Annotated in this window: 22 protein-coding genes; 12 read left to right on the top strand and 10 right to left on the bottom strand. The window is 37.8% G+C overall.

Annotated features, from left to right (window positions below; all coding sequences use genetic code 11):
- The first annotated feature begins 16 nt into the window (after nt 1-16).
- From CXF85_RS13960 to CXF85_RS13905, 12 genes are all read left to right on the top strand, one after another.
- Nucleotides 17-553: a TlpA family protein disulfide reductase gene (locus CXF85_RS13960; RefSeq protein WP_101229264.1), complete on the top strand. Its 537-nt coding sequence runs from the start codon at nt 17-19 to the stop codon at nt 551-553.
- A gap of 12 nt (nt 554-565) precedes the next feature.
- The gene (locus tag CXF85_RS13955) at nt 566-805 is read left to right on the top strand and encodes a DUF4266 domain-containing protein (RefSeq protein WP_101229307.1); all 240 of its coding nucleotides are present in this window, start codon (nt 566-568) and stop codon (nt 803-805) included.
- Nucleotides 792-1,949 (top strand): DUF3570 domain-containing protein, encoded by a 1,158-nt coding sequence (locus CXF85_RS13950; protein ID WP_232771200.1) that lies wholly within the window; start codon nt 792-794, stop codon nt 1,947-1,949. The genes CXF85_RS13955 and CXF85_RS13950 overlap by 14 nt, the downstream gene beginning before the upstream one ends.
- Nucleotides 1,950-2,016: 67 nt before the next feature.
- On the top strand, nt 2,017-2,583 hold the full coding sequence (locus CXF85_RS13945) for an AraC family transcriptional regulator (protein ID WP_101229262.1): 567 nt from the start codon (nt 2,017-2,019) through the stop codon (nt 2,581-2,583).
- Between the two features lie 6 nt (nt 2,584-2,589).
- The gene (locus CXF85_RS13940; RefSeq protein ID WP_101229261.1) at nt 2,590-4,692 is read left to right on the top strand and encodes a tetratricopeptide repeat protein; all 2,103 of its coding nucleotides are present in this window, start codon (nt 2,590-2,592) and stop codon (nt 4,690-4,692) included.
- Nucleotides 4,692-7,970 carry a tetratricopeptide repeat protein gene (locus CXF85_RS13935; RefSeq protein WP_101229260.1) on the top strand — a complete coding sequence of 1,093 codons (3,279 nt, stop codon included), beginning with the start codon at nt 4,692-4,694 and terminating at the stop codon, nt 7,968-7,970. The genes CXF85_RS13940 and CXF85_RS13935 overlap by 1 nt, the downstream gene beginning before the upstream one ends.
- The gene (locus CXF85_RS13930; RefSeq protein WP_101229259.1) at nt 7,948-8,835 is read left to right on the top strand and encodes a tetratricopeptide repeat protein; all 888 of its coding nucleotides are present in this window, start codon (nt 7,948-7,950) and stop codon (nt 8,833-8,835) included. The genes CXF85_RS13935 and CXF85_RS13930 overlap by 23 nt, the downstream gene beginning before the upstream one ends.
- The gene (locus tag CXF85_RS13925) at nt 8,832-9,179 is read left to right on the top strand and encodes a hypothetical protein (protein WP_101229258.1); all 348 of its coding nucleotides are present in this window, start codon (nt 8,832-8,834) and stop codon (nt 9,177-9,179) included. The genes CXF85_RS13930 and CXF85_RS13925 overlap by 4 nt, the downstream gene beginning before the upstream one ends.
- A gap of 125 nt (nt 9,180-9,304) precedes the next feature.
- On the top strand, nt 9,305-9,958 hold the full coding sequence (locus CXF85_RS13920) for a MotA/TolQ/ExbB proton channel family protein (RefSeq protein ID WP_101229257.1): 654 nt from the start codon (nt 9,305-9,307) through the stop codon (nt 9,956-9,958).
- Nucleotides 9,959-9,962: 4 nt separating this feature from the next.
- Nucleotides 9,963-10,517 (top strand): biopolymer transporter ExbD, encoded by a 555-nt coding sequence (locus tag CXF85_RS13915; protein WP_101229256.1) that lies wholly within the window; start codon nt 9,963-9,965, stop codon nt 10,515-10,517.
- Complete coding sequence (locus tag CXF85_RS13910) at nt 10,514-11,044, top strand: ExbD/TolR family protein (protein WP_101229255.1); 531 nt, start codon at nt 10,514-10,516, stop codon at nt 11,042-11,044. Before CXF85_RS13915 ends, CXF85_RS13910 begins: the two co-directional genes overlap by 4 nt.
- The gene (locus CXF85_RS13905) at nt 11,044-12,012 is read left to right on the top strand and encodes an AgmX/PglI C-terminal domain-containing protein (RefSeq protein WP_157829109.1); all 969 of its coding nucleotides are present in this window, start codon (nt 11,044-11,046) and stop codon (nt 12,010-12,012) included. Before CXF85_RS13910 ends, CXF85_RS13905 begins: the two co-directional genes overlap by 1 nt.
- A 149-nt stretch (nt 12,013-12,161) precedes the next feature.
- Here CXF85_RS13905 and CXF85_RS13900 read toward each other — a convergent pair whose 3' ends face one another.
- The 10 genes from CXF85_RS13900 to CXF85_RS13855 all read right to left on the bottom strand — a co-directional run bounded on the left by CXF85_RS13900 (nt 12,162) and on the right by CXF85_RS13855 (nt 23,863).
- Nucleotides 12,162-13,766 carry a putative bifunctional diguanylate cyclase/phosphodiesterase gene (locus CXF85_RS13900; RefSeq protein WP_101229253.1) on the bottom strand — a complete coding sequence of 535 codons (1,605 nt, stop codon included), beginning with the start codon at nt 13,764-13,766 and terminating at the stop codon, nt 12,162-12,164.
- Nucleotides 13,767-14,104: 338 nt separating this feature from the next.
- A complete protein-coding gene (locus tag CXF85_RS13895) occupies nt 14,105-14,935 on the bottom strand; it encodes an S-adenosylmethionine decarboxylase (protein WP_101229252.1) in 831 nt (276 codons plus the stop codon).
- Nucleotides 14,936-14,949: 14 nt separating this feature from the next.
- Nucleotides 14,950-15,354 (bottom strand): OsmC family protein, encoded by a 405-nt coding sequence (locus CXF85_RS13890; protein WP_101229251.1) that lies wholly within the window; start codon nt 15,352-15,354, stop codon nt 14,950-14,952.
- Between the two features lie 295 nt (nt 15,355-15,649).
- Entirely contained in the window at nt 15,650-15,994 is a 345-nt protein-coding gene (locus CXF85_RS13885; RefSeq protein WP_101229250.1) for a DUF3802 family protein, read from the bottom strand.
- Between the two features lie 203 nt (nt 15,995-16,197).
- Nucleotides 16,198-17,361 carry a succinylglutamate desuccinylase gene (gene astE, locus CXF85_RS13880; RefSeq protein ID WP_101229249.1) on the bottom strand — a complete coding sequence of 388 codons (1,164 nt, stop codon included), beginning with the start codon at nt 17,359-17,361 and terminating at the stop codon, nt 16,198-16,200.
- Nucleotides 17,362-18,840 carry a succinylglutamate-semialdehyde dehydrogenase gene (astD, locus tag CXF85_RS13875; RefSeq protein WP_101229248.1) on the bottom strand — a complete coding sequence of 493 codons (1,479 nt, stop codon included), beginning with the start codon at nt 18,838-18,840 and terminating at the stop codon, nt 17,362-17,364. It lies immediately after the preceding gene.
- Nucleotides 18,841-18,970: 130 nt separating this feature from the next.
- Entirely contained in the window at nt 18,971-19,987 is a 1,017-nt protein-coding gene (gene astA / locus CXF85_RS13870) for an arginine N-succinyltransferase (RefSeq protein WP_101229247.1), read from the bottom strand.
- A gap of 137 nt (nt 19,988-20,124) precedes the next feature.
- Nucleotides 20,125-21,336 carry an aspartate aminotransferase family protein gene (locus CXF85_RS13865; RefSeq protein WP_101229246.1) on the bottom strand — a complete coding sequence of 404 codons (1,212 nt, stop codon included), beginning with the start codon at nt 21,334-21,336 and terminating at the stop codon, nt 20,125-20,127.
- A 665-nt stretch (nt 21,337-22,001) separates the two neighbouring features.
- Nucleotides 22,002-23,147, bottom strand: a complete 1,146-nt coding sequence (locus tag CXF85_RS13860; RefSeq protein ID WP_232771199.1) for an HDOD domain-containing protein — start codon at nt 23,145-23,147, stop codon at nt 22,002-22,004.
- A 116-nt stretch (nt 23,148-23,263) separates the two neighbouring features.
- Nucleotides 23,264-23,863: an anthranilate synthase component II gene (locus CXF85_RS13855; RefSeq protein WP_101229245.1), complete on the bottom strand. Its 600-nt coding sequence runs from the start codon at nt 23,861-23,863 to the stop codon at nt 23,264-23,266.
- Nucleotides 23,864-23,885: the final 22 nt, after the last annotated feature.

Genomic DNA, 23,885 nt, shown 5'->3' with positions numbered 1-23,885 from the left:
TTTAAGGATGAATTGAATGACTACACTCTCTACTATGAAACCTAACATTAAAGCTAAAATCAAAACGCTGCTAACGAAGAGCTTATTGGCAAGTTTTTTCTTTATCGCTACAAGTGTTAACGCGCTAGAGATAGGCCAGCCGGCGCCAGACTTTACCTTAAAAAGTATGGCAGGCACTAACCTTAAGTTAACTGAACAGCGTGGTAAAATAATAGTCATCAACTTTTGGGCTTCTTGGTGTGGACCATGCCGTAAAGAAATGCCCGTATTACAAAAGTTTTATGACAAATACCAAGAGTTAGGTGTGTCTGTATGGGGCGTTAATGTTGAACAAGAAAACCAAGCGGGCCGAGATTTTTTAGCGGACTTAAATCTAAGTTTTCCAATACTTTTTGATGCCAGTAATACCATCTCAGCGATGTATCAAGTTGAAGCGATGCCAACAACTATCATTGTTGATAGAGATGGTTTGGTCAGGTATGCCTTTAAAGGTTACAAACCGGGTTATGAAAAAAAATATGCCAAAGCTATTAAAAAGCTGATCAGAGAATAAGTGATGGGTAAGATGATAAAACTAACATTATTACGAACTATACTGTGCTGCAGCGTAGTCAGTGTAACGGGCTGTGCAAGTATTAACATTGAACCTTGGGTCAAACCCTATGAACGTCAAAATTTAGCGGACCCTATTATGAGCAATAATCGACATCCTATTGCCAATATGCACATTGCTCATGTTTATGAAGCGAGAGAGTCTTCAAGAGGAGCTGAAGGAACAGGCGGGGGCGGTTGTGGCTGTAATTAGTATACGTCTGGTATTACTCTGCTTTGTTGTCAGTTTATTGGCTATTGGCATCACAAGTAAGCAAGCCCAAGCGGCGGTCTTACAAGCGGACCGTGTTGATGTGCTCTATCATAGCTATGATGGCGGGGGCATGAAAATTGATGGCCCAGCAATATTATTGCGTAAAAAAACAAGTGAAAGCTTTGCTGTTTCGGCCTATTACTATGTTGACAGTATATCGTCGGCCTCGGTCGATGTGATGAGTACGGCAAGTCCTTATACTGAAAAGCGTAAAGAGGCACAGTTAGGCCTCGAATATTTACATGAAAAAACCTTGATGGATATCAGCGTTAGACAAAGTGGCGAAAGTGATTATTTAGCTAAATCGGTAAACCTAAATATTTCACAAGATACCTTTGGTGATTTAACTAACCTAAGTTTAGGGCTAGCTTATAGCGATAATGAAATTAAACGTAATGGCGATGAGTTTTTTGCAGAGCAAAGTCAGCAATATCGTTTAAGAGCCGGCATCAGTCAAATATTAACGCGTAACTTGTCAATGAACTTAAACTTTGAAGCGGTTACTGATGAAGGTTATTTAAATAACCCCTATCGTAGTGTGCGTTATGTTGATAATACTCAGTCTTCAGGCGTAGGTTATCAAAGTGAAGTTTACCCGAATACACGTAATTCTTTTGCCAGTAAAATTTCAGCCAGTTATTACCTTCCTTATAGAGCCGCACTCTTTGTTCATTACCGCTATTTTAGTGATAGTTGGCAAATAGATGCCACTGATGTTGAGGTTTCTTATCGACATCCGATAGCTGAGCTTTTTGAAATTGAACTGAAAGTTAGACATTATCAACAAAGCCAAGCAAGTTTTTACAGTGATCTTTTTGCTTATCGTGATGCACAGAACTATTTAGCCAGAGATAAAGAACTCAGTGAGTTTGAAGATCTTACTTTGGGTTTAGGTCTGACATTTTTAGTCCCGCAAAAGTATTCTTTTGGTGATTTACGTTCAGAAGCTTCATTGCAATGGGATTATATTAAATTCGATTATAAGAACTTTAGAGACCCAACTGCCGGCGAAGGTGTAGGCACAGAGCCTGCTTATGGTTTTTCAGCGAATGTTATTAGAATTTTTTACAGTCTTTACTTTTAAAAAGCCTTTAAAAAGGTTTTAAACGTTTTTAAAGGCTTTTCCAAGTCATGCTAGGTACTTATTCAATATGAAAACATGTAGTTTTTTTAAAACAGTCACCGCTTTATTACTGGTTATAAGCTTCAACAGTTATAGCGTTGCTGCTGATGCTCTTTCTATCCAAGGCAATTCAACAGCCGACTCTAGCAGTGAGTTAGCACAGCAACTTGAACAGTTAAAATCGCAAGTACTGCAACTTAACCGAGAGCTATTTATCTTGGAGGAAGATTTGTTATTTCCTGCCAGTACTCAAGTTGCCTTTTTTGTCTCTGTGGATACCGGTAAATTTTTTGCCATTGATAGTGTTGAAGTTAAAATTAACGATAAAGATGTCGCTGGTTTTTTATATACCAAACGACAACGTGAAGCATTAGAGCAAGGTGGTATTCAAAAGCTGTATTTAGGTAATTTGAAAATAGGACAATATCAATTAACGGCAATCTTTACTGGTATTGATCCTGAAGGTCGTATGGTAAAAAGAGCTGCTGAGTATCAATTTGAGAAAGATGATGAGGCTTTGATGATTGAACTTAAGGTTATGGATAATACTAAAACGTATAGAAGCCAAGTTGTTGTTGAAGAATGGATTTTATAAGTCACTATGGGCATTAAAGTAAACTTTACGCTATTAGTTAAATTGTTGCTGCTGGTCTTATCTAGTCAAGTATCGATGATCTATGCACAAAGCGGTCAGAGTGATGAAAGTACAGTTGTTATCAAAACTGATCTACAAGATAAGTATTACCGCCAAGCGCTTTATTTTTACTTTCAAGATGACCAAGAGCAGGCGTTATCTCAAGTAGAGCAGAATAAGGCTAAATTAACGTCTTTAGATAGTCGTGCCGCTTTATTCGAAGCGGGTTTGCAACTTTCAGTGGGTTTATTACAGCAGGCAAAAACTACATTGGTCAATTTTGATGGCTTACTTGATGCTGAAAAAAACTCAGAGAAGCATAACAAAAAATCAGCCAAAGCGAGTGAGTTACGACTAATCGCCTTATTGTCATTAACTAATCAATATCTATCGCAAGGCGACACTAGCCAAGCTAAGGAAACTCTAGGGAGAATAACATCTGTTTCCTCGAGTTATTACCAAGAATATCATGTGCTCAATCAATTAGCCTATTGGCCTGAAAATAACAGTGATTTACTGGCTAAACCTGCAACAGAATCAGGTGCTAATACAAGTTCTCCATATATCCAGTTGAATGAGGCATTAAGGCTAATTGAGTTAGCTCGGGTTGATGCTGCACAATATGATTTAGCCATCAATAAATTAAAGACGATAAAAATAACAACTTGGTATCAAGAGAAGCATAACTTTTGGACGCGTTTATTTTTGGATGAAGACACTATTTCTTCTGAAAGTGAAAAGAGAGAAATGGCCGTTTTGCAAAGGCAAGCGATTCAAGACTATGCGCAATTGTTACTTGCACAAATATATATTAGCCAAGAACGTTATAGCTTAGCCTTTAGCGAGTTAAAAACCTTTCCAGAACAAAGCCCCTACGCAGAATCAGCGCTATTTTTATTCGCCTTTGCCAGTCAACAAGTTGATCAATACGATATCGCCTTTAATTTATTAAACTTACATTATAAAAAATATCCTTACTCTCAGCTAAGTTGGCAGTCAGCTGAATTAATGGCAGAGCAAGTGAGCGATCAAAAATCACTGGCCCAAGGTGTTAGTGCTTATCAAACAGTGGAAAGTTTCTTTTTACAACGTCAGCAAGATCTTGCTGAATTCTCTATCGCTTTTGATAAAAGTAAAAATTTACTCGACTTCTCTCCATCCGTTCAGTCAAATTCTATCAGCCAGAATGGTAAGTTTAGTCAGCCGAATTCAAATAAAACACTCGATTATCTCCCTCAGTCAGTTTGGCTACAACAAGCTCTGTATAATGCAGAGCTAGTGAGTTTATACCAAGGTTTAATTGATGTTGATGAGCTAACAGGGCAGTTACAAGGTTTACTCGATAAAACAGTTTGGTTAGCTGAAATAATTAGTCTTAATCAACAGCGAAAGAAAAATATTATTGCCGCTCAAGCAACACGTGATAAACAAAATGTTTTTGCACAGTTGAAAGGTGAACGAGACCGTTTGGCTAAATTACTGTCGAAGCAATTAGCGAATAAACAGAGTTCAGCATTTTCTAATGAAGAAGAAAGTCAGTGGCTTGATCGGATTGTACGTAGCAATAGCGCCTTGACATCGATTGGTGATAAGAAAAATACAAGTGAATATAAACAACGCTTAGCGCGAGTTACAGGGGTATTATCATGGCAGCTCGCAGAGCAATATCCTCAGCGCGCTTGGCAACGTAAAAAACAATTACAGCAATTAGATAGTGCCATTGCTGGCGTTACTCTTCAGCAGCAAGAAGTAGCGAAAATATCAAACACACAAGGCTCTCTCGAACTCAGTATCAAAAAGCATAACCAGGGTGAGCAGCAACTTAAATCCCTACTAACACAATCGGCTCAATTACGTGAAAAGCTCAGTGTGAAAATAAGAGAGAAAGTTAAACTTTATATTGATGAGCAGGACGTTGTTTTAGCTGAACACTTGTTAAGCACTCGTCAAGGTATGGCGAAAGTATTAGAACGTATGGCGAGAGCAGATAAAAGGTTATCTATTAAATTAGTGCCATCAGCTAAGTTAGCTGTTTCTGAAAAAATATCGGCTATAGCGGGTGCTCATTAATGTTATTTAAAGTAGTTAACCCAATATTTAATACAATAGTTAATAAAGGTTTATTCGTAATATCCTATTGGTTAAAATTTGCCTTTATTACTGTATTTTCAATCGTGTTAGTGGGTTGTCAAAGCACTGAACAAAATGAAAATTCAACACGAAAGACCTTAGCTGACTTAGCCAATGAACAAGCAAGTATTGAAATTGACAGTATTACCTTAAGCCGATCTCAAAGAGCGAGTAAACTAGCTGAATTATACCAAACAATACTTACCTTAGAGCCTGATCTAGAAGTGAGGGCACAAATAGAATACCGCTTGGTTCAAATGAATACTCAAGCGTATGAGTTAATTGATGATGAAGATTTGACTGATGCCCAAGGTTTACAAAAATCTGATGAAGCCTTGAATGCCTTAGTATTGTCTTATCAAGATTTAATTACACGCTTCCCAGAGCGCAGCGATAATGAATGGATGCAATATCAATTGGCTAAGTCACTTGATTTGCAGGGCAAGTCTAAAGAAAGCTTACGACAAATGGAGGCTTTACTCGCTAAATATCCGAACAGCCAATATGGCGCTGAATTAAACTTTAGGCGTGGCGATATTTATTATAATTTTCAAGCCTATCCTGCTGCACTGGAAGCATATTCCTCGGTAAGTAACGCAGCGAGTACAGCGGTAAATAATGAGACTTATTATGTTAATAGTCGCTATATGTCTGCCTGGGTATTGTTTAAGCTTAACCGTTTAGCCCAAGCGGATATTGAGTTTATCTCGTTACTTGATTACTTAGTCGACCAAGAAGATATGCGACGTTATCAAGATGATTTTAGCTTTGAGAAGCTCGACCCTCGCTACGCTAGTTTAGTGGCTGATGTACAGCGGGTATTAAGTATTTCATTGAGCCAGCAGCAACAGTCTGCATCATTAGTCGCCCTAACAAAACAGCAACAAGGACTCACTAACTTAACTCTTTATCGTCATATCTTGTTTAAAAATTTAGCTGACTTCTTAATCAAAAATGAACTTAAATATGATGCTGAATTAGCCTATAAAGCCTATATCACTCTAGCGCCAAATACTATTTGGGCGGCGAGATATTCATTGGCATTGTTAGAATTACTTGAGCAGCAAGGGAAATACAGCGCAAGTAGAGCATTAAAACAAAACTACGTGAAACAATTCGGTCTTAACAGTACTCTTTGGCAAAAGGCACATGCAGCTAAAAGTAACCAAAGTTTAACTCAGCGTGAGATTAATGATGAAATATTACCTAACTTATTGCGTTTTAGTTACCAACATAGCCGTCGCCTTTATGCTAACGCGCAACGTTTAACTGCTAAAAATAAGCGACGCTTAGCTTTTGTTAATACCAGTCTAGCACTGGCAACCTATTTAGAATTGGCTAAACTTCCGCAAGCTAATTACCAGAAAAATAAACCTAAATTGAGTAAAAGCCTGTTAGCGGATGAACTTCTTTTTGCCGATGCTAATTTTGAGGCACAGCAATATCAGCAGGCGTTAAAAACTTATCAATTGATAGCCTATAAAAAAGAGTTAGAAATCTCAGTCGTTGAGCACGATGAAAGCAAGCTAGGGTTAAAGGGAAAATCAACACAGCTAACGTTTTATCCAAGCGCAACAAAGTCATTTAATGAGAACGATAAAATAGATGAAGCTAGTGTAATCATTCGTCTTGAAGCTGCTTATGCGGCAACATTAACTACTCGAGAAATGCTTAAAGTCGGTAAAGTTAAAACGACAGACTCTTTGCATACGTTTGGTTTAAGTGATGAACAAAAATTGCTGTTACTGACACGTAATCAATTAGACCAACTTTTTGTAGCTAGTTATCCAAAAGATAGTCGAGTACTTACCTTAGCGACACAGGCTGCACAATATGCCTATAGTGCTAAAGACCATCAAGCAGTCAAATATTACAGTGACTTCATTTTACAAAGCCATTTGGTTATTCCTATAGATTCCCAAGCATCGGTACCAGTTTCAGCAAAGAAATCATATGTGCCAATTAAGTTAACTAAGTTAAATAAGCTCGCCCTGAAGCAGGTGCAAATTGCCAGCCAATTACAGGCGAATAGTCTGTACCAGCAAAAGCGTTATCTTCAGGCTGAAGCGGCTTATCAATTAGCATTAACCTATGTAGCTAGCACCAATAAAAGACAAATAAAGAAACGCAAAGAAATACGCGAACTATTAGCATCATGTATCTATTTTCAAGCGCAAGGTTTAGTAAAAGAGCAACCATTGCTAGCGGTTCAAGATTACTTACGTGTCGGCAAAGTAGTACCAGAATCTTCATATAGGTTAAACGCAGAGTTTGATGCCGGTAATATTTTGCTGGCGCAGAAGCAGTGGCGACAAGGTATTAAAGTATTATCTGATTTTAAAAAACGCTACCCAAGTCACGAATATAGCCGATCAATTTCGGCAAAGTTAGCCAAGGCTTATGAAAATACCCAGCAGTGGCAGTTAGCAGCGGCGCAATTATTAGCCATGATTAATGGACCTGAATCGATTGGCTTTTCTGATGAATTAAAGCGTGAGGCACAATATACCGCAGCTGAGTATTATCAAAAAGCGGGTAATACGGATAAAGCATTAACCACTTACCGAACTTATGCCCATAAATACCCTAAGCCTTTTGTTGTAGCGCAGGAAGTACGCTTAAAGCTCAGTGAGTTTTATCAAAAGAAAAAGGATAGCAATAAGCAGTATTTTTGGTATCGCAAGATTGTTAAATACCATGATATTAAGTTAAGAAACTCAGCAAGTAGTATTACCGCTAGAACAGAATACTTAGCGTCATATGCCGCGTTAGGTTTAGGAAAAGCGCATCAACAAACGTTTACTTGGGCAAAGCTTAAATTACCGCTCAATAAAAGTTTGAAACGAAAACAATCAGCGATGAAGTTAGCGATTGGATATTATCAAAAAGTGTTGTCCTATCAAATGGCTGAGTTTGTGCCACAAGCATCATTTAATTTAGCGACCATGTATGGTCTATTGGCGAGTGACATTATGTCTTCAGAACGGCCTAATGATCTCGATGAGCTAGCGTTAGAAGAGTATGAATTATTACTGGAAGATATTGCTATCCCATTTGAAGATAAAGCGATTGAAATACATACCAACAATGCTCAACGAGCTTGGCAAGACGTATTTGATGCTTGGGTTGAGCGGAGTTTCAGCGCATTGGCTGAGTTAGATCCTGGCCAATATAATAAACAGGAGCGCACAAGTCATGCTATTCAAGAAATTTACTAGCGCTGCTGGAGGAAAACACTTTTTTCATACAAGTAAATCTACTAAAGCGGTTGTTATAGCGATAACGCTATCACTATGGCTTAGTGCGTGTAGTTCAAACCCCACTGTAGATGAAAGTAAGAAAAATTCAGTGTCAGCGGCTCTTGTTACTGGTGAAAGCATTGTAGACGAAGATATTGCACAAGGTAATAAAGCTCCTGCAGTTAATCTGTATTTACAGCAACAAGCTACTAAACCCATTCCTGTGCCTGACAATGTGCTTAAAGATTACCAACAAGCCATTAGCTTGATGAAAGATAAAAAATGGCAACAAGCGCAAAGTTTATTTGATCAAGTGATCCTTGCTCAACCGCAATTATCGGGAAGTTATGTCAATAAAGCCATCATTGTCAAAGAGCAAGGTAAGCTAATTCAAGCGCAGGTATTACTTGATAGGGCTATTACCGTTAACAATCTTAATTTGTATGCTCATCACTTACAGGGACAAACTTATCGATTACAGGGACAATTTGATAAAGCCGAACAGAGTTACTTGGCGGCGTTAGCTATTTGGCCCGATTTTTCTGAAGCGCAAGCAAGTATGGCTATTTTATTAGAGCTTTATCGTGGACGTTTACTTGATGCTCATGGTTATTATCGTTCCTACCTGTTACTCAACAGTAATGATGAAGAAGTTAAACGTTGGCTGGCTGGATTAGAAATAAAAATAAAACGAGCGGGGCTAGACGTTCCAACCGTTGATAAATCTGCCCCTAAGCTGGTTGAGCCGGAGATAATAAAAGCAGCAGTTGAGCTTAAATTAGATGAACCTGAGGTTGATGATCAAACGGGCGCTGTAAATCATACGCAGGAGGAAAAATCATGAATAAATTTTCACCACTTCTAGTATTAACTTTAGCTGGATTCATCTTGCTGACTCAAACGGTACAGTCTGCCGAGGTTATGCCATTAGCCGATAAGAGCAGTAATAAAGCGAGTAAGACTGAACCATTGATCATTCAAAGCCAGGTGAAAGGATCGCAAGAACAACCTAATGTTATTTACATCATGCCGTGGAAGGGTGTTGATCAGGTCATTGAAGTGGAAGGTAAAACCCGCACAATAAAGTTACCCCATTTCAGTCCTATTAACCCTAAGGTATTTAAAGAGCAAGTACGATTTTTTGCTAATAAATCGTTAGCAGTGAAAGCTAAAGCGGAACCTAACTAAATAGTAATAGTAATAGTGATGAAAACAGCATAATAAATTATTAGAAGCATTACAGAAACTAAGTACGTAAACATCAGTTACATAAAACTAACCGCAAAAATTATAAAAATATAAAGGAAAGCAACATGGGTATTTTCGACAGCATAATCACTTTTTTACAAACGGGTGGAACATTTATTTACCCTATCGCCTTAGTGCTAGTAGTTGGTTTAGCGATTAGTATAGAACGTTGGATATATTTAAGTTCCGCGTTAAGGACTAACCGTAAAGCCTTTGCTCTGCTGAAGGATTCACTAAAAAAAGGTGATATTGAGACGATCAGTAAATATGCAAATGAAAATTCAGCGCCAGTACTTGATGTATTGCAATCCGGCATCGCGCGTTTATCGTCGGTAAAGCGCAGAGAAGATGTAGAATACGCCATGGAAGAAACCATGATGGAGTATATGTTACGTCTTGAAAAACGTACGCCATTTTTAGCTGTTTTAGCAAACATTGCTACACTGCTTGGTTTGCTTGGTACTATCATGGGCTTAATCGCCGCTTTCTCTGCGGTTGCTAATGCGGATCCAGCTGAAAAGGCGAACTTACTGTCTTCAAGTATTTCAGTGGCTATGAATACTACGGCTTTTGGTTTGATCACCGCAATCCCGCTAATATTACTTCATACTAGTTTAATGGGTAAAACAGCCGCAATAGCTGACTCTTTAGAAATGGCAGGCATCAAGTTATTAAACTCGCTTTCTTTTGGTCAGTCGTCTGACGAACACCGAGGCTAAGAAAATGAGACGTCGTCGTCGCATTAATGCCCCTGAGGCAGAGCTCGACATCACTTCATTTATGAACTTGATGATTGTGCTCGTGCCGGTATTGCTTTTGAGTTTGGTATTTTCTCAGGTACGTATTTTAAACTTACAACTACCTGTTGCCGCGCAAGCTGCAAATAATCCTAATGATGAACCTAAAGTTTTAGAGTTAGTGATAAGTCAAACAGGCTTTGACTTGAATTATCCAGCAGGTATTTTATTGAAGAAATTTGATAAAACAGAGAACGGTTATCAGTTTTCTAACCTGTCGATTTATTTGCAAGATTTGAAACTAACTTTTCAGCAAAATAAGCAAGAAAAAAGTGACATTGTGTTGTTACTTGCGCCAGATATCGATTATCAAACGATTATATCTACTATGGACACTGTACGCTCTTTTAAAGCAGTAGTTGCAGCTAACTTAGTTGATGCTGAGCTTTTTCCACAGATATCTTTAGGTGATGCGCCAGAAACTCTAACGAACTCTCAAGTAGGCACTAACGTAGGGACTCAATCAGGAGGAAAACCATGAAACAGTCTTTTAAAGCTAAACGTTTAGCAAAACATCATAAGCGCTTTAGTGCAGGCTCTAAATTGAACCTTGTTTCTTTGATGGATATATTTACTATTTTGGTATTCTTTCTCATTGTTAATCAATCAGAAGTACGAGTACTGCAAAATACGAAAGAAATAAATCTTCCTGTCTCTATCGCTGAAGAAATGCCGGCTGAGAATGTATTAATTACCGTGCTACCACAGAGTATAATGATACAAGAACGCGTCATATGGCAGCAACAAAGCGCCATAACAGAGCTAAGTGATGAGCTTAATTCGGGCCTTATCAAGGCGATAAAAACTGAATTAAGTTACCTGTCAACTAAGCGGCCCATATTAACTGACAATGAAACCAAAAATGGTCGTTCGGTAACTATTATTGGAGACGCTAGCGTACCTTATCAAGTGTTAAAGCAGATCATGGCAGCGTGCGCTGACAGTGATTATCGTAATATGTCATTAGCTGTGAAGCAGGTAGCTAAAAGTAAGATAAAAGGGGGCTAATGATGACATCAGCCACTTTTGAATCGAATCCTTTACCTAATCATGCAACTAAGAAAAATGATGAGTCCATCAACGTATTTCAAGATACTACTCAAGATAAAAAATTCACAAGAATTTTACAGATTCTGGTAGGTGTTTATCTACTAATAGCGGTAGTAGTACCGTTTATTGAGCAGGTTGAAGTATCACGGGAAGTGAAAGAAAAGGTACCGGTACAGCTAGCAAAAATTATGTTGAAAGAAAAAAAATTACCGATTCCTGAGAAACCCAAAGTAAAGCCAATAGAAGAGAAAAAACCAGAAGAGCTAAAAGACAAACCAGAGAAAAAAGTTGAGCCACCAAAGACCAAGCGACAAGCGGCAAAACAAAAAGCACAATCATCAGGTTTAGCAGCCATGAAAGATGAACTTTTTGCGATGCGTGATGCCTTTGAAGTAAAGCCCGCGAGCACAACAAAATTGAATAAAACCAATGTTGCTGAAGTAAAAGTTCAACGTAAGTTACTGGCTAGTGCAGCTAACACACAGAGCTCAACCTTATCTGCCGCTAATACCACTCAAACCGTGGTAAGTGACGAACTTAGTACTAGAAACACCAAACAAGTACGTTTATCAGCAGAGGAAGTGTTAGCGAGTACTGATACTGCAGCCGCAGAGATATTAGCAGCGCAAAAATCCGGGCAACGTTCTGAAGTGGTTTTGAGACGAACACTTGAAGCGAACAAATCTCGTCTTTATGCGCGTTATAATCGTGCGTTACGTAAAGATCCTTTTTTAAAGGGTAAGGTATTATTTGAGATAGAAATTTTATCATCGGGAAAAGTAAATAAAGTTACTATTAAATCAAGTGAGTTAAATAACGCCAAACTAGAGCGTCAGCTGACGAGTATTTTACGTGCTATTAAGTTTAGCGCGGAAAGTGTGGGTACTGTTGTGACTATCTGGGCAATTGATTTCTTACCGAGTTAATAGAAGTTAATATTAATTAACGCACGGTAGAAATTAATTTTGTCTATGATCAGGGTTAATAAGCTTGTATAACAAAGTACAAAAAAGGCGTTAGATAATTAAATTGTCTAACGCCTTTGTTATCAGTAGTATAGCCATAAATGGTATGACTATGAGCTTAATAAAGTAACGTTCTCAAAAGCATGTTTCGCTAACCAAAGTTCAATTGCATCACTATTTAACGGGCGAGATATGCCATAGCCTTGTAAATAATCACAACCCATATCTAACAAAAGGGCTGCAACTCTTTCATTTTCTACGCCTTCAGCAACGGCTCTTCGTCCTATGCTATGGGCTAAATCAATCGTTGCTTTCACAATTGCTGCGTTGTCCGTTTCACTTTGTATCGTACTAATAAAAGAACGATCAATTTTGATCACGTTTGAAGGTAATTCTCTTAGTAATGAGAGCGAAGAAAAACCGGTACCAAAATCATCAACGGCGAAATCAATGCCTAACTCACTCAGTTCATTGATGACCCTTTTGACACGCTCAACATTTACCATCATGGCACTTTCGGTAATTTCAAAAATCAACATGTTGGCAGGTACTGCGAAGCGGTCTAAGAGTTCTTTTACCTTATTTGGAAAGTTAATATTTCTTAAATCTAATACCGATATATTGATACTGATCTTTAAATTGGGATAATCAATAGACCATTTTTTCACTTGCTCTAATGCTTCATTTAATACCCAAAGGGTTATGTCATTAATAAGGTTAACTTCCTCCGCTAAAGGAATAAATATATCAGGTCCAATACCTTTTTTTGGCCAGCGAATTAATGCTTCAACAGCCCGTATCTTGTTATTTTTTGCATCAATGATCGGTTGGTAATAAAGCTCAAACTCGTGGTTTATTAATGCTTGTTTAATACCTGAAATTAGCTCTAAACGCTGTAATGAATCACGATTTAAATATTCATCATATACAAAGCTATCCACTTTATCTTTCTTTGACTGATACATAGCGACATCTGAATTTTTTAATAACATGCGTATATCTGTACCATGTTTTGGATACATAGCTACGCCAACACTCATATCAACTGCTAAATCATAATTTTGAACTGATATCAGCGTATTTAATGATTCATGTAATGCCATACAAACTGCTATAGCCTGCTTGTTATCTACATCAGGTATGACAAGAGCAAATTCATCACCGCCAAGGCGAGCGACAAATTGTTTTTTATTGGTTACTTCACTAAAGCGTTTGCTAATTTCAACCAAGACACCATCGCCAATGTCGTGGCCTAATGTATCATTTATTTCTTTAAATCGGTCCAAATCAATCATTAAAACAGCAAAGCTACTGTTGGTTTTTTTACTCAATGCGATGGTTTTATTGATATTGATAGAAAAGAATTTACGGTTTGGTAAACTCGTTAAAGGGTCATGCAAGGCCTTATATCTTTCTTTTTCTGCGAGTTCTTGAGCTTGAGTAATACTCATTAATGAAAGCCTAATGACTAAAAATACAAAGCCTCCCCCTCCAAAAAGAATGAGTGAAACAATAATATCAATTTGTTCAACTATGACTTTATTGAGGAGTAAAAAGAGAAAAAATAAATAGCCGAAAGAGAAGAGTACGATAAGACTAAATAATGCACGCCAGCCAAACTGTTTATCACTACGACATATTTTCATCGCCGGAATAACCGATAGTAAAATTAATAGGGTTCCGGTTAGCAGTAATAACGCTAAAGCAAGTTTCATAAAGGTTTCATTAAATAGATATATCTAAAGATCATAAGTAATATTGTCTATATTTTCCACTAAATTAGTGCATGTAACACATTATGTTACAGAGACAATTAAGACAAAGCTGAGTTTGGTCCAAAATAAAAAAATGGCTTACTATAGAAAGTTTTAGGTTGCTTTTAGTAAAAACTATAGTGGGTTGAATGCTTTAGTAAAACTTAAATTGATGGGAATCGTTTACTTAAAAATTATATTATCTATCTGTAATAATGATTAATTAAAGAAAAAATAGTGACGGGATATAAATAAAACCTGTGCATAGCCAAGGTTTTATTTAGTTGCTTTACAGTCGGTTAGCTACCGATAAAAAGCTCATTTAACTCAGTAGTGAGTTGTGCTTTTATTTGTCTTTCGTCCTGAGAGGATATTGCATGCGTATCTAAATAAGAGCCTAAGTCAGATCCAACATTGAAGATATGTTGTGTTAAGTCGATTGACTGTCTTGCTAATTTACAATGAAACAAGTTATGTGTCGCCATAACGCTATCTTTAACCCTATATGTATCAAGTGTATATTTAGTCAAATGATCACTAATTTGACTAATGTCACGATCACTAAAGTGCTTTGCACCATGTAGATCACGAGTCATGCCTCGAACACGATAATCAATATCAATAACATCTGCTGAGAAAGCCTCAATGACATAATCTAATACTTTTAACGGTGATATAACACCACAAGTCGATAACTCAATATCAGCTCTAAAAATAGCGATGCCGTTTTGTGGTGTTTCTTCTGGGTAGGTATGAATACATAAGTGGCTTTTATCTAAATGTGCGACTAACGATTCAGGTTTTGCTTCTTCAGAAATCATTAAGGTGACACTCGCCCCTTGAGGTGTGTAATCTTGGCTTGCTATATTTAAGACATTGCCACCGATGGCATGACAAACCTTAGTCAGTAGCACTTCAAGACGCTCACTGCTATACGTTTCATTGATGTAAGCATTGTAGCTTTCAACAGTTTGGCTAGAAGGTCGGTTTAAAGTTGTGTCTAAAGATAAGTCTAAAGGTTTATCTAAAGGTTTACTTAAAGGTAAGTAATGCACCCTGTATAACGAAAAACTCAAACTTTTCGTTAAATTATTAAAGCCATACAGGGGGATTTTAGAGTCAATGTGCATAAGGAGGAATAACTTTATCCAGCAACAATTTCAAAATCATGAGTAATGTTAACTTTAGCATTTAACATTAAGGCAACTGAGCAATATTTGTCTGCCGATAAACTTACTGCGCGCTCTACGTGTTTAGCTGCAACGTCAGTACCGGTGATAACAAAATGAAGGTGAATTTTTTCAAACAGTGCAGGCACGCTATCAACACGAGTACCATCAATCTCAACATGACAACCGATTATGTTTTGTCGCGCTTTTTTTAAGATACTAACAACATCTACTGACGAGCATCCACCAAGAGAAATTAGCACGCCTTCCATAGGGCTTGGGGCTAAGTTACCACCATTAGCATCTAAAACCAGAGTATGGCCACTTTCTGAGGTGCCCATGAACAATTCTTCGCCTAACCATTTTACTTGTGCTTTCATAATCGACTCAATTTACAATAAATAGGTAGGGATTCTATCGAAGTTGAAGCATCTCCACCAGTTGTAATGTGTAATACCAATTCCATTAAATTATTGCCCACCTGTGCTGGTTAAAATATACCATGTCTGCGTTCCTCTCAATCCCAATAGCCAGCTATTGCTCAATCAAGCGCCTTGCCCTGATATATTTTCCCTATGCACAACAAGTTCACAAACTTAATGGGATTGATATAATAGAAATCTTACAAGAAGGCGGCGTTGTTAACTTGAGGTCATAGCTAGTTTACATAATAAGCTAATCTTTATGGATAACGGTATCAAAGAGGTTTTTTATTAAACTGGCAAACTCAATAATGAAGGCTTGTTGTGCGGCATTAACAGGATTATTGATAACACCAGAAAGGATTTCTTCTAAATCATATACGATGGCATCAACTTCACGAATAATGGCATTACGTTGGTTAAAGGTTAAGTCTTCGTTTTGGCTGCAAACGCTAATGATTTGTTCGCACAGTTCAACTTCAATCGCTGACATTACTGTTTCGCTAGCTTGGGCTGGCGCTGTTGAATTTTCAAATAAACTAAGGTGCTCGGTAAGGTACTCAATAACTTGAATGTAACCGTCAGTATCTGTAACCATAATAACTTTACTTACCTGTGCTGATGAAGTGTAGTCTTGCTTAGTATAGCAGCTAGTGTAGCGTTTTTAGTCTTAGTGAATCAATAGATAGAATTTTTATACGAAGCACTTATAAAAAATAAGCCCTTATTATTAAAACTTATGTTTAAATTATAAGGGCTTATTAAAATGATGTTGTGACAATGGGTTTTATCACCACATTTCTATGACAATGTTGTAGGTACAACCATTAATACCGCGCGCTGACCATTACCGACATTGGCATTAGGGAATACTATGCTCTCACCAGGAAGGGTAGTGCGGTATTCTTCACCGTTATCGCTTGATAATAAGGTACCAATTGGATAATCAGTAAAGTTACTCGCTTCATCCGCAATGTAAAGTTCAAATTTATCACTAACTTTAGTGATATCACCTAACGCTTTAAATAAATTGAAATCATCATTATCAAAATTTTTCAGTGATATTGCTTCATCGCTAATAAGAGCGCTTAGGTTATTAGTCATGGCTTGAAAGTTAGTCATGTCGTTTTCACCAAAGGCTCTTACTTTACCTAGTTCAACAGTAAAAGCATGTGCGGCAAAGTTTGCACTACTGAAGTAGGAAAATGTACCACTAGGTCCATGTCCAAATAAAATAGTATTAACACCAGAACTAGCCATAAAGCTTAACTGTTCTTTATCCCATGGTTTACCTGCTTGGTAAGGATAAATAGCAAACTTTTCATATTTAGAGTTTCGAATAGCGGTATGTAAATCGTAATGGTAGTTTGTTGCTTTACCTTCACTAGCATCAGCGCCAGCGTTAAAGAAATCACTAACGTAACCCTCTAACTTTTCTGCACGATACTTTTCAAAACACGGGTCTATATCTTGGTACTTGCCACAAAATAATCGGTTTAAGTTCTCTGTTTGAAAACGTTTTGCGATATTCATAGAAACAGGGTTACCCATAATTAATAGGGTACGATGTTTCACTTGAATCTTTTGCGCAATAATATCACTAATCAACTGTTGTACTATTTCAATCGGAGCCGTTTCATTACCATGAATGCCCGATGAAATAACAATACTCTTACATGGTGTAGCCAACTCTTCGTTAACCAGTTCAGGGTTAACTAGCTCAGACTCAGCTCTTTCAGGTTCAATTAATAGCACCCCAGTATCGAGTAAGCTAACTTTCGCTTGTTTGACCTTAAAACTTAATTGGTTATCGGTGCCCGTTTGAACAAAACCTTGCTCAAATTGGCGCGTTAACGCGATAAAGTCACCTTCTTCGACAAAGTGTCGATAAGCTTGGGTAAAGTTATCAGCCGAAATGTCGGTTAAGTTTTGCGTTTCTGGCGTAAGAGTATTGTTGTTTTGCATTTAGAATTTCATACCTGGTGTTAATGTTTCAGGCAAGCTTACTTTAGTCGCTTCTACTGAAGCGATAGGGTAAGCACAATAATCAGCGGCATAAAATGCGCTGGCTCTGTGGTTACCACTTGCACCAATACCACCAAACGGTGCAGCGCTGCTTGCGCCAGTAATTGGTTTGTTCCAGTTAACGATACCAGCACGAATGCGAGTAAAGAAGTGGTTGTAAGACTCTTCACTGTCAGATAACAAACCAGCAGATAGACCAAAGCCAGTATTATTCGCTTCATCAATCGCTTTATCAAAATCGGTGTAACGATATACTTTAACTAATGGACCAAAGTATTCTTCATCAGGAATATCAGCAATAATATCACTCACATCAATAATACCTGGAGAAACAAAACCAGTACCTGCTTCTAGATGCTTAAGTTCAACAATTGATGTTGCACCAAGAGCGAGTAATTTCGCTTGTGCGTCTACTAAGCTAAGAGCTGCCTTTTCTGAGATCATAGAACCCATAAATGGCTGTTCTTTATCGTCAAAATAACCAATCGTTAAGTTTTTAGTGACTTCGATAAGGCGTGCTAAAATTGCATCACCTTGTTCATTGGCTTCAATGAATAAACGACGAGCACAAGTACAACGTTGACCCGTAGTAACAAAAGCAGATTGCACTATGTCGTGCACAACCGCATCAATATCGCTAACATCTTTAACAACAAGTGGGTTATTACCACCCATTTCTAGTGCAAGAATTTTACCCGGTTGTCCAGCAAACTGTTCATGTAATACATGACCTGTAGTTGAGCTACCCGTGAAAAATAAACCATCAATCATTTTATGGCTTGCAAGGGCTTTACCTGTTTCTACTTCACCTTGAACTAGGTTGATAACACCGTTAGGTAAACCAGCCTTTTCCCAAAGTTTTAACATTTCTTCTGCAACGCGAGGCGTTAATTCACTTGGCTTAAATACAATAGTATTACCGGCAATTAATGCTGGCACTATGTGGCCATTAGGTAAGTGACCAGGGAAGTTATAAGGACCAAATATAGCAACAACACCATGTGGTTTGTGACGGATAAAGGCCTTAGCGCCAGGCATTGGGTTTTCAACCGTACCAGTACGTTCGTTGTAAGCTTTAAGTGAAATAGCTATTTTAGCTACCATTGCGCCTGCTTCACCAGTAGTTTCCCACTTTGGCTTGCCCGTTTCTAAAGCAATCGTTGTTGCTAACGCATCTTTGTTCTCAGCTAATAACTCAGCAAATTTTGTTACCACAGCTACACGTTCTTCTAAGCTAATATTTGCCCAGCTTTCGAATGCTTGACGAGCGCTTAATACGGCATCGTTTACTTGATCGGCACTGGCTGTTTTACCTTGCCAAATTACTTCGTTACGAGCTGGGTTAGATGAACTAACATCATGACCTAAACCTGCTTGCCATTGACCATTAATAAATTGAACTGGATTTGTGTGAGACATGGTATTTCCTTCTCATTGATAGTGGTGACAGAGAGTGTCGCTGTCACCATTAATAATTTGATGAGTGGCTAGTATCAGCCACGCTAAATCTTGAAGTTGTTGTGCTAAGTAAGTCGTTAAGAGCTAACTACTAGTTTGAGATTAAACGAACCCAGTCGCCTTCATTGATCATTAAAGCATCAGCAACGTCTTGGCTAATCACAACTTGATTTGCGGTATCACGTAATGAAAGCGGCGCTTGAGTCGCTCTAAAGTCTGCAACTTTACTATTACAAATAATGTAATTATCTGTTGATTGCACTTCACCAATAATGACTTGGCAGCGCTTACTTTGATTAACGGTTCTAATACTGTTGATATTCGATTCAACGGTAGGGCCGGCGTCAAAGATATCAACATAACCACGTCTTGCAAAACCTTCAGCTTCTAATAAACGAAGTGCAGGTACTGTTTGTGGATGAACTTTGTTGATAACGTCCTGTGCATCTTTGCTTAGTAAATTAACGTAAATTGGGTATTTAGGCATTAACTCAGCAATAAATTCCTTTTTACCTATACCTGTTAAGTAATCAGCGGTAGGGAAGTCCATCGAGAAAAAGTGCTCTTCCAGCCAATTCCAAAAGGGTGAACTGCCATTATCATCTGAAACACCACGCATTTCTGCAATAATGGTGTCAGAGAAGCGTTCTTTATGTTCCGCGATAAATAGAAAGCGAAAACGTGATAGAAAGCGACCATTGCTATTTTTACGATGGCTGTCACTTAAAAATAACGTACAAATTTCACTAGCACCGGTGTAGTCATTACACAGTGATAACGTTTCTACGGTATTATAAATATTAAGTTCGCGTGAGCTATGGACAACTTTACCTAAGTGATAGTGATAAAAAGCATCATCTAAGCCTACCGCTGCCTCAATACCACTTGTTCCAACAACTTCACCAGTTTCGGTATCTTCCATAACAAAAAGATAGCCTTCGTTTCCTGCTTCAGTCACTTCTTTAGCAAATGACTCTTCAGCATGGTTAATACGTTGTTGAAGTAGTTGGTCATTCACTGGTAGTGAAGTGAAGCCGTGGCCAGAGTCTACCGCAATGCGATATAGGGCTTTTTGGTCACTTTTTTTAATAGGACGTACAATGATCATAAATGCTCTCGAAGAAAGGGAGTGGTGTATACCAATCAGACTGATTTACTGTTCAATAAATCAGTCTGATTGGTACTATCTGCTCAAACCTTGGCGGTATGAGCAGATACTTTTAGCATTAACTAAATTAGGCTAAATTAAACTAAGCTTGCAATCGCTTTTTCAAAGCGTGCTAAACCAAGAGTAATATCTTCATCAGGAATAACTAATGAAGGTGCGAAGCGAATAATGCTTGCGCCAGCAACTAATACCATTACGCCTTCGTCCATAGCAGCATTTAAAAACGCTTTAGCTTTGCCTTGGTAGTTTTCGTTTAATACCGCACCAATTAGCAAACCTTTACCACGGATTTCAGAGAAAATATTATATTTAGCATTAATTGCGTTTAAGCCAGCAACATAAATTTTAGCTTTAGCTTTGATGCCCGCTAATACTTCTGTCGTGTTTACTGTATCTAATACTGCTTCAGAAACAGCACAAGCTAATGGGTTGCCGCCGTAAGTACTACCGTGAGTACCTATTTTAAGGTGCTTAGCAATCTCAGTAGTAGTAAGCATAGCGCCGATAGGGAAACCACCGCCTAAACCTTTAGCTGAAGTTAAGATATCAGGAGTAACACCAAGGTCCATATAAGCGTATAACTCACCTAAACGGCCAACACCTGTTTGTACTTCATCAAAAATTAATAGTGCATTGTGTTGATCACATAAAGCGCGAACACCTTTAATGAATTCATCTGTAGGTGAAACAATACCGCCTTCACCTTGTAATGGTTCAATCATTACCGCACAAGTTCTATCAGAAATTAACGCTTTTAAGCTATCAAGGTTATTATATTCTGCATGATCGATATCACCTGGTTTAGGACCAAAGCCATCAGAATAAGCAGCTTGACCACCAACAGTTACGGTGAAGAAAGTACGACCGTGGAAACCTTGCTTAAACGCAATGATTTGTGATTTATCTGCACCATGTACGTCTAATGCCCAACGACGAGCTAACTTAAGTGCCGCTTCATTTGATTCAGCACCTGAGTTACAAAAATAAACTTTTTCAGCAAAAGTACTATCAACTAATTTTTTAGCTAAACGTAACGCTGGTTCGTTTGTTTGAACATTTGATAAATGCCAGATTTTCTCGCCTTGCTCTTTTAAAGCACCAACTAATGCTGGGTGACAGTGACCTAAAGCACTAACGGCAATACCGCCGGCGAAATCAATATATTCTTTGTCTTGTTGATCCCACACTCGAGAGCCTTGACCGCGAACAGGAATAACCGCTGAAGGTGCATAGTTTGGCACCATTACATCATCAAATAAGCCGCGTTCAACTGAAAAATGTTCTGACATTTTTAAAATCCTCATTTATAAGTGGGTAATGTTTTTAACAGCCTATACCAATTGGACTTATTTATTAATCAAATTAGAACTGCATCAATGAGCTTAGAACAAGTAAAATTATTTAAACATAGTTATTCTATATTTTACTAATTTTTCGATGTTATCAGTTTATTGATGCGTTCCCAAAGGGCGAGTTTAAAAGGTTTATATGCATCGTTATTGATTTCGACAAGGGAGTAACCATTCTCTTCAATCAATGCCTTGCCTCTAATCCTTTTAATTCTCGCTAATTGATAAATTAATTAGTTCACTTGGTATCCTTGCAAAATCTAGATAAAGCTTAACTAATACCTAATATATTGCGAAAAATAATTACAGCGCGTTAAAAGTAGAGCGATAGTATGACAGAAAATAGACGACTTGTCTTGTTGTGCTACTCTGTAGGCCAGATAAAACAAAGGCTTAGCTACTTTTATGCATTAAAAATGAATATTTATTGAGTCTGATTGTTTTGTTGGAATAAGGGGGGAAGTGAGGGAGTAGTGCTTGCTTGATAAAATCCATCAAGGTGATTTTTTAATAATTAATCAGAAAAAAATCACGGTAAAAGCTGAATAGTGTTGCAAATTAGCGACAATATAGCCGTTATTGATCTTTCAAGGCAGTTTACAGTGCTAATTGAAATTAAGCTTAATGTGGTCAATGTCGCTCTTTTTCAGTAGCGTTATTTCTGCAGGTGTTAAATTAACCGAGCTGAGTAAAGCTTTGCTTTCTTCGCTGTCAATTAGCTCTTCTTTTGCCAAAGCACGAAATGCTACATAAGCTTTAGCTTTGGCAACAAGTTGTGCAACAGGGTGCATTTTTTCAATACTAGTAGCATAGGCTAAATCAAATATAGGCTCGGTTATAGCCAATCGTTTAAAATGCATTTTTTCAATTAAATCAGCAGATAGTTGCGCGCTTCGCATAACAAGTTGCTCAAGCAGTATCTCTTCACTGGCTTCAATTTTGGATAATACATTATGCAAACGTTTGTCTTTATTTTCAAAAGCTTTGCGTACTTCTTTTTTATACATCTCGCTAAACGTTGTTAAATAGCAACGAGTGACAGCAAGTCTACCTATATTTGATAACATCGCGGTAGTAAAAGCGGTAAATTCATCAAGCCCTTGCGCTTTGGCTAATACGCGGGAAGCTAGCGCAATAGATAAACTATCATTCCATAACTTTCTCTTCATTAGACCATAAGGTGCTGTGCTTGTTGGTAACCAATGTTTAAGGGTAAAAGTAGGCATAACTAGTTTTAAGTTATCTAAACCAATATAACTTAATGCTAGTTTAGCATCTGTCACTTGCACGTCTGCTCGTTTTCGGTATTGCGGTTTGTTCACCAATTTTACTAAGTCAGTGGCTAACCAAGGCAATGAAGCTGCAAGGTTTTTAATTTGGTTAACTGACGCTGCGCGAGCAGATAAAATATCAAGAATAGCAGGGCAGGCATCTTCAATACCTAAAATGTGATGGTAAAGCAGCTCTTTATTGTCAAAGTCACTATTGATTTGCGTACGAACCTGGTTAAAAAAGCTCTGTTCAGTTTGTTTACGAAAATGTTCTTCACCATGTTCAGCAATAATTTTCTCTTGTTGAGCTTGTACTTCAACAGATAACAACTCTCGGCGGCGATTTTTTTGCTCGCTACCTTGATGATCAACCATGGTGATTTTACCACTTTGCTTTTCCGCAAAACCTTTACAGATTGAGAGGCTAATAGCGCGTTGGAATATAATGGCGACAGTGTGATTGTTTTCAAAAATTTGCATAGAGAGTTTATTGCTAACCTAGGGGTGAACTTGAGCTTTGAAGAATACGTTAAGTCTAACGCTTAAAGGCAGTAAATTACTACTTTATCTGGCTTTAATCTACAAAGGGTCTGTTATTAGTTTATCGGATGATTTTTAAATTGCTTGATAAAATTTGCTAATAAATTTTGACCTTGCTCTGTAAGTATCGATTCAGGATGAAATTGTACGCTGCTAATGGCTAAGGTTTTATGTTCGAGTGCCATAATTTCATCAACGTTACCTTGTTCATCTTGGCTCCATGCCGTCATGGTAAGTTCTGCAGGTAATGATTGTTTGCTGACAATTAATGAATGATAACGAGTGACTTGTAGCGGTAGATTTAACTGACTAAATAAACCTTGTTGATTATGGATAATCTTAGAGGTTTTTCCATGCATTACTTTTTTTGCTTTTTCGACGCTTGCGCCAAAGTGCTGTGCAATGCATTGATGTCCTAAGCAAACACCTAATAAAGGTATTTTACCGGCGAACTCTTTCACAACGGCAAGGGAGATTCCTGCAGAGTCAGGATCACAAGGGCCAGGAGATATAACAATATATTGCGGCTTTAATTGTTCAATTTCTTTAAGGCTAATTTCATTATTTCTATAGACAACAACCTCTTGACCTAGTGCTTGAAAATAATGCACTAAGTTAAAAGTAAATGAGTCGTAATTGTCGATCATTAATAACAAAAAAAATTCGCCTAACAGCTGA

Source organism: Colwellia sp. 75C3 (assembly GCF_002836255.1).
In the GTDB taxonomy this organism is placed as follows: Bacteria; Pseudomonadota; Gammaproteobacteria; order Enterobacterales; family Alteromonadaceae; genus Colwellia.
Note: the sequence above shows the minus strand (reverse complement) of the source record. Positions and strands in the feature narration are given on the sequence as shown.